Consider the following 6,426-nt stretch of genomic DNA (forward strand, 5'->3'; position numbering starts at 1 on the left):
TATCTGGCGTTGATTTTTGGCACGCTGTTGAGTTCTCAAGGAACGGACGCTTCCTTTGTACTCACCCGAGAGACTCTCTCGTGGCTTTCCTCCGGGCGCTTCCCTTCGGTGTTTCCGACTCTATCAGTGTTTTTCCGTCTCTCTGACCACCGTTCTGCGGACATGCAGAAGCGACCCTGAGAAAGGATCTGACAAGTTGGATGCTGCCGGACTGGGACACTTGATCGTGTCGCTCGGCCCCAAGCAGGTGTACGACTCTACATCTGGGTCCGGAGCGGGCGCAAATCGCTTACGCGGCGCTCCAGGGCAGCCACCCCGTACGTCTCACGCGGAACCGGCAGTTCATATGACATACCCTGCTCCCCAGTGCGCCGTCCGGGACAGGCAGTGACGGCCCATATGAATCTCCCCTGGGAGGCTTCCCATGACCACCGTGACGTCCCCCCTAGCCGGGCGGGCCATCGGACTCGCCGCGGTACCCGACCCCGTCTTCTCGGGAGCGATGGTAGGACCCGGTACAGCAATCGACCCCGCGCGGGAGGCCTCCGAGGCCGTCGCTCCCGTGGACGGAGTCATCGTTTCTCTCCACCCTCATGCCTTCGTCGTGGTCGACAGAGACGGCCACGGGGTGCTCACCCACCTCGGCATCGACACCGTGCAGCTCAACGGCGAGGGCTTCGAGCTGCTCGTCGCCAAAGGCGACACCGTGACGCGCGGCCAGGCCGTGGTGCGTTGGAACCCCGCCGCCGTCGAGGCCGCGGGCAAGTCTCCGATCTGCCCGATCGTGGCGCTCGAGGCCGCGGCCGACTCTCTCACCGGTCTCCGCGTCGAGGGTGACGTCAAGGCCGGTGACGAGCTCTTCGGCTGGCAGTGACAGCAGCGCCGTACAACACGGCAAGTCGGACAACCACCGCGGCGGTGGGATCCGCCGCACTATCGGAGACGGGTGAGATGGAAACAACGCTGCGAGGCGTCGGCGTGAGCCACGGTGTGGCCATCGGCGAGGTTCGGCACATGGGAACGGCGGTCCTGGAGCCGCCTGCCAAGCAGATACCGACGGAGGACGCGGAGCGCGAGCAAGGCCGCGCCCGCAAGGCCGTGGAGGCTGTGGCGGCCGATCTGATGGCCCGCGGCAACCTGGCGGGCGGCGAGGCCCAGGCCGTGCTCGAAGCCCAGGCCATGATGGCGCAGGACCCCGAGTTGATGGCGGACGTGGAGCGCCGTATCGCGGTCGGCAGCACGGCCGAGCGCGCGGTGTACGACGCGTTCGCCGCGTACCGTGCGCTGCTCGCGGGCGCCGGTGAGTACCTCGCCGGTCGTGTGGCCGACCTGGATGACGTGCGGAACCGTATCGTCGCCCGGCTGCTCGGAGTGCCCATGCCGGGTGTGCCGGACAGCGACGAGCCGTACGTCCTCATTGCGCGTGATCTGGCACCGGCCGACACCGCGCTGCTGGATCCGACGCTCGTGCTCGGCTTCGTGACCGAGGAGGGCGGGCCGACCAGTCACAGTGCGATCCTGGCGCGGGCGCTCGGGGTGCCTGCCGTGGTCGCGCTGCCGGGTGCCGGTGAACTGGCCGAGGGCACGCTGATCGCCGTCGACGGCAGCACCGGTGAGATCTTCGTGGAGCCGAGCGCGGAGAAGAAGGCCCAGTTGGAGGCCGCGGCGGCGGAGCGCAGGGCGGCGCTCTCCGCCTCGACGGGCCCGGGTGCCACCTCCGACGGACACAAGGTTCCGCTGCTTGCCAATGTGGGTGGGCCCGCGGATGTGCCTGCCGCCGTTGAGGCCGGGGCCGAGGGGGTCGGCCTCTTCCGTACCGAGTTCCTCTTCCTGGACGACAGCAAGAACGCGCCGTCGGAGGAGAAGCAGGTCGAGGCGTACCGGCAGGTGCTGGAGGCCTTCCCCGAGGGTCGCGTCGTGGTGCGTGTGCTCGACGCCGGTGCGGACAAACCGCTGGACTTCCTGACTCCGGCCGATGAGCCGAACCCGGCACTGGGCGTGCGGGGGCTTCGGACTCTCCTCGACCATCCGGAGGTGCTGCGGACGCAGCTGACCGCTCTGGCGAAGGCCGCGGAGGGGCTGCCCGTCTACCTGGAGGTCATGGCTCCGATGGTGGCGGACCGTACGGACGCCAAGGCGTTCGCGGACGCGTGCCGTGCGGCCGGGCTGCGGGCGAAGTTCGGTGCCATGGTGGAGATCCCGTCGGCAGCTCTGCGGGCGCGTTCGATCCTGCAAGAGGTCGAGTTCCTGTCGCTGGGGACCAACGACCTCGCACAGTACACGTTCGCCGCGGACCGTCAGGTGGGCGCGGTGTCCCGGCTGCAGGACCCGTGGCAGCCCGCGCTGCTGGACCTGGTGGCGCTGTCCGCGGAGGCGTCAAAGGCCGAGGGCAAGAGCTGTGGTGTCTGTGGTGAGGCGGCGTCCGACCCGCTGCTGGCGTGTGTGTTGACCGGTCTGGGGGTCACCTCCCTGTCCATGGGTGCGGCGTCGATTCCCTATGTGCGGGCGACGCTGGCGAAGTACACGCTGGCGCAGTGCGAGCGTGCGGCGGCTGCGGCGCGCGCTGCGGACACCGCTGAGGAGGCGCGCAACGCGGCTCAGGCGGTGCTGTCCGGCGAGTGACACCGGGTAACGCTGCGCAACCGCCGTCACGATCGGTGGTTGTCCAGGGGGCGCCCCGCTTTCGGGTGGGGCGCCCCCTGGCGCGTTCAGTGGGTGTGGCCTCCCCTCATCGTGCCCGCGTCACCGAGGTCGGGTGGGGCGCAGTAGTCGACGCCTGATTCAGGGGAGACGAGGTCACCGGATTCGATGTCGGTGCAGTAGGCGTCGAAGACCTCGCCTGCGGTGAGGGGCTCGAGTCCTTCTCCGCGCAGGCGCCACCCGTAGACGCGGTCGGTCGTGTCGGGGGCGCTGGTGCGCATGACGAGGCCGCCGGCGCTCCGGGTGGCGATGCCCACGGCCAGGACCGTGGTGAATTCGAGGCCCTCGGTTTCGTCGAGGTGGAGGGTGCCATCGGGCTTCTCGTCCACCCACAGTGCGGCGACGAGCGGTTCGGGTGTGGCCGAGACGCTGCACACCAGGTTCCGCTCTCCCGGCCCCGCGGTGTCGAGGATGCGCGTGAGGAGGTCCGTGGCCCGGAGGAAAGCGGCGCGCCCGATGTCCTCGCCGCAGGATGCGCAGGCGCCGATGCCGGCCAGGAGTGTCGTCGCGTACTGCCATGTGGCCTGTCGGACGGCCTCGTCGACGAGGTCGGGGACGAGTTCGTCGAGGGGCTGCCCTTGGTAGGGGACGCTGGGGCCCAGGGCGGCCAGTTCGGCGGTGTACCGAGTGCGACTGGTCGGGGCGTCGGGGTCCAGGCCGGTTTCGGCGCAGAACTCCGCGTACTCCTCGGGGTCGAAGAGGGCGACCGTCGTGTGGCTGCCCTGGGACGCGAGGGTCCTGAGCAGGGCCTCCACTTGTCGGAGGTAGGTCGCGTGGTCGTCGAAGGTGAAGGTGCGGTAGCGCCGCATCGCCGTGAAGTCGTGCTCGTCGGTGAGCAGGCCGATGGTGCCGGCGATTTCGCGGCGCAGGACGCGTCGCATGGTCTGGTGCCGGGTGTGCGTCATGGTTCCCCCTGTGCGCAGTCGATCAATGCTCACTCACAGTAACCGGCGGCACTGACAACGCCCGTCGGCCAGGGGGAAGGGTGGGTCAGGCTCGTTTGCGGGCCAGGTCCTCGTAGAAGCGCAGCAGGTCGAGGTTGTCGATGGAGCCGGGATTGACCGCTTTCTCCAAGGGGGTGCCCTGGAGCAGGCGCTTGACCGGGACCTCGATGCGTTTGCCGGTCAGGGTGTGCGGGACTCCGGGGACCTCGATGACCTCGTCGGGGACGTGGCGCGGGGAGAGCTGCTCGCGGATGGTCTGTTTGATGCGGTTCAGGAGTGCCTCGTCGAGGCTGGCTCCGGGGGCGAGGTGGACGAAGAGGGGCATCCAGTAGCCGCCGTCGGGCTGTTCGATGCCGATGACGAGGGATTCCTTGATCTCGGGGAGTCGTTCGACGGCTTCGTAGATGTCGGCCGAACCCATGCGGACGCCCTGGCGGTTGAGCGTGGAGTCGGAGCGGCCGTGGATCACGACGGAGCCGCGTGAGGTGACGGTGATCCAGTCGCCGTGGCGCCAGACTCCGGGGTAGGTGTCGAAGTAGCTGTCGTGGTAGCGGTTGCCGTCGGGGTCGTTCCAGAAGTGGATCGGCATGGACGGCATCGGGTTGGTGACCACCAATTCGCCGACTTCGCCGGTGAGGGGTGTGCCGCTGGGGTCCCAGGACTGGAGGTCGGTGCCGAGGCCGGGGGCCTGGAGTTCGCCGATGTGCACGGGGAGCGTGGGGACGGCGCCCGCGAAGCAGGAGCACACATCGGTGCCGCCGCTGACGGAGGCGATCCACAGGTCGGCCCCGGCCTCCGCGAACTCGTCGTGCAGCCAGCGGAACCCGTCCGGCGGCAGTGGGGAGCCCGTGGTGCCGACGCACTGCACGCGGGAGAGGTCGTAGTCGCGTGCGGGGTGGACGCCGGCCTTGCGGCAGGCCATGACGTATGCCGCGGAGGTGCCGAAGAGGGTGGCCCCGGTGCGTTCGGCGACTTGCCACTGGGCGCCCGTGTCCGGGTACCCGGGGCTGCCGTCGTACAGGACGATCGTGGTGCCGGTGAGCAGGCCGGAGACGAGGAAGTTCCACATCATCCAGCCGGTGGACGTGTACCAGAAGAAGCGGTCATCGGGGCCCAGGTCGCAGTGGAGGCCGAGCTGTTTGAGGTGCTCGACCAGGATGCCGCCCTGGGACTGGACGATGGCCTTGGGAAGGCCGGTGGTGCCGGAGGAGTACAGGACCCACAAGGGGTGGTCGAACGGGACTTGCTCGAAGACGGGTTCCACGTCCGCGGAGGTCAGCGCGGACCATTCCAGGGCGCCGTCCGGCGCCTGGGTGCCCAGGAGCGGGATGTGGACGACGGCGCGCAGGGTGGGCAGTTCGCGGCGGAGTTCGGCGACGGTGTCGCGGCGGTCGTGTTCCTTGCCGCCGTAGCGGTAGCCGTCGACGGTGAACAGGACTACCGGTTCGACCTGTTGGAATCGGTCGAGGACGCTGCGGGCGCCGAAGTCGGGTGCGCAGGAGGTCCAGACACCGCCGACGGCGGCCGTTGCGAGGAGGGCGACGACGGCCTGGGGAACGTTCGGCAGGTAGCCGCTGACGCGGTCTCCGGGGCGTACTCCGAGGCCGCGCAGCTCGGCGGCGAGGGAGGCGACCTGGCGGCGCAGTTCGGCCCAGGTCACCGGGCGTGGCTCGTGGGTCTCGTCGACGTGCAGGAGGGCTGGTTCGTCCGTGCGGGTGGCGGCGGCGCGGAGGGCGTGTTCGGCGTAGTTGAGGGTCGCTCCGGGGAACCATTCGGCGCCCGGCATGGTGCGATCGCCGAGTACGCGCGCGTAGGGGGTGGAGAACCGTACGTCGAACCACTCGGTGACGGCTTTCCAGAACGTTTCGAGTTCGTCGACGGACCAGCGGTGCAGGGCCGCGTATCCGCCCTCGGCCGGGGCTCCGTGGTGCTCGGCGGTCCAGGCGTGGAACTTCGTGATCTGTGCCCGGGCGATGCGTTCCTGATCGGGTTGCCAGAGTGGTGCGGCGTTCGCTGAGGTCATGGGGCGGCTCCCGGGGCTGTGCGCGTCGTGTGCGGCTGTCACGCACGGGCTGGGGTGTGCGCGTCACGCGGCTGACACGGACGATGCCATGTGATCGACTTCTGCACCAGGGTGCGCCGCACATGGTCGGCGCCGTGAAGATGTGCCTTCACCACGGGTGAACGGCAGTTGAACGACTCACCACCATGGCTGAGTCAGTGGCAGGGTGAGCAGCATGGACGGTCGTGACCTGGTGCGTTCGGTGAAGGCGGTCGGCTCGGCGGGGGCGGCGCAGGGTTTGCGCGCCGTGCGGGCCGCGTGGCGGAGGCGGCGTGCCGATGCCGCCGGGCTGCCCGAGCGGGGCGCTGAGCGCGCGCGGGTGCCCGGGCCCGTGCGGGAGGTGGATCCGGGGCCCGGTGGTGGGGTCGTCCGGTTCGCCCGGTCCGAGCTGCGGATCACCGTCACTGCGGGCGGCGCCGTGTTCTGGGGCTGGGACGGTGCCGAGCCGGAGCCCTCTTACGCACTCGCGGACCGGTGCCCGGTGCCTGATCCGCGGGCCGTTCTGGAGCCGGACAAGGACGGTGCCTGGCGGGTGGTGGCGGAGCGCGTCACGGTCATCGTCTCGCGGCACGGAGCGATCGAGGTGCAGACGCCCGGCGGGGTGCTCCTGCGGCGGGAGCTGCCGCCCCGCTGGTGGGAGCCGGCCGCTGGGGGCGGGGCGCGCTGGATGCAGCGTTCCGAGGTGGGAGCTGACGCGCGGTTCTTCGGTCTGGGCGGGCG

5 protein-coding genes and 1 pseudogene are annotated in these 6,426 nt (G+C 69.9%); 4 read left to right on the plus strand and 2 right to left on the minus strand.

The window, feature by feature from the left end; all coding sequences use genetic code 11:
- The 3 genes from FNH08_RS52640 to ptsP form a co-directional block, all read left to right on the plus strand.
- Window positions 1-180, plus strand: a 180-nt coding sequence (locus tag FNH08_RS52640) for a hypothetical protein (RefSeq protein ID WP_228034689.1), incomplete at its 5' end; no start/stop codon positions are given.
- A gap of 244 nt (window positions 181-424) precedes the next feature.
- Window positions 425-874, plus strand: coding sequence for a PTS sugar transporter subunit IIA (locus tag FNH08_RS41545; protein ID WP_152776698.1), 450 nt, complete (start codon window positions 425-427; stop codon window positions 872-874).
- Between the two features lie 77 nt (window positions 875-951).
- Window positions 952-2,622 carry a phosphoenolpyruvate--protein phosphotransferase gene (gene ptsP, locus FNH08_RS41550; RefSeq protein WP_152776699.1) on the plus strand — a complete coding sequence of 557 codons (1,671 nt, stop codon included), beginning with the start codon at window positions 952-954 and terminating at the stop codon, window positions 2,620-2,622.
- A gap of 86 nt (window positions 2,623-2,708) precedes the next feature.
- Here the strand turns inward: ptsP and FNH08_RS41555 are convergent, their stop codons facing one another.
- The gene (locus FNH08_RS41555) at window positions 2,709-3,605 is read right to left on the minus strand and encodes a hypothetical protein (RefSeq protein ID WP_152776700.1); all 897 of its coding nucleotides are present in this window, start codon (window positions 3,603-3,605) and stop codon (window positions 2,709-2,711) included.
- Between the two features lie 85 nt (window positions 3,606-3,690).
- Window positions 3,691-5,667, minus strand: coding sequence for an acetoacetate--CoA ligase (locus FNH08_RS41560; RefSeq protein ID WP_152776701.1), 1,977 nt, complete (start codon window positions 5,665-5,667; stop codon window positions 3,691-3,693).
- A 214-nt stretch (window positions 5,668-5,881) separates the two neighbouring features.
- On the opposite strand from FNH08_RS41560, the pseudogene FNH08_RS41565 reads away from it, so the two are divergent.
- Window positions 5,882-6,426 (plus strand): annotated as a pseudogene (locus tag FNH08_RS41565) (glycosyl hydrolase); the annotation flags it as partial.

It is taken from the genome of Streptomyces spongiae (assembly GCF_009377185.1).
GTDB classification, from domain to species: domain Bacteria; phylum Actinomycetota; class Actinomycetes; order Streptomycetales; family Streptomycetaceae; genus Streptomyces; species Streptomyces spongiae.

Bases quoted from the DNA above. Each gene is read 5' to 3' on its own strand.
- FNH08_RS41545 (WP_152776698.1), top strand. From the start codon at position 425: ATGACCACCGTGACGTCCCCCCTAGCCGGGCGGGCCATCGGACTCGCC.
- ptsP (WP_152776699.1), top strand. From the start codon at position 952: ATGGAAACAACGCTGCGAGGCGTCGGCGTGAGCCACGGTGTGGCCATC.
- FNH08_RS41560 (WP_152776701.1), bottom strand. From the start codon at position 5,667: ATGACCTCAGCGAACGCCGCACCACTCTGGCAACCCGATCAGGAACGC.
- FNH08_RS41555 (WP_152776700.1), bottom strand. From the start codon at position 3,605: ATGACGCACACCCGGCACCAGACCATGCGACGCGTCCTGCGCCGCGAA.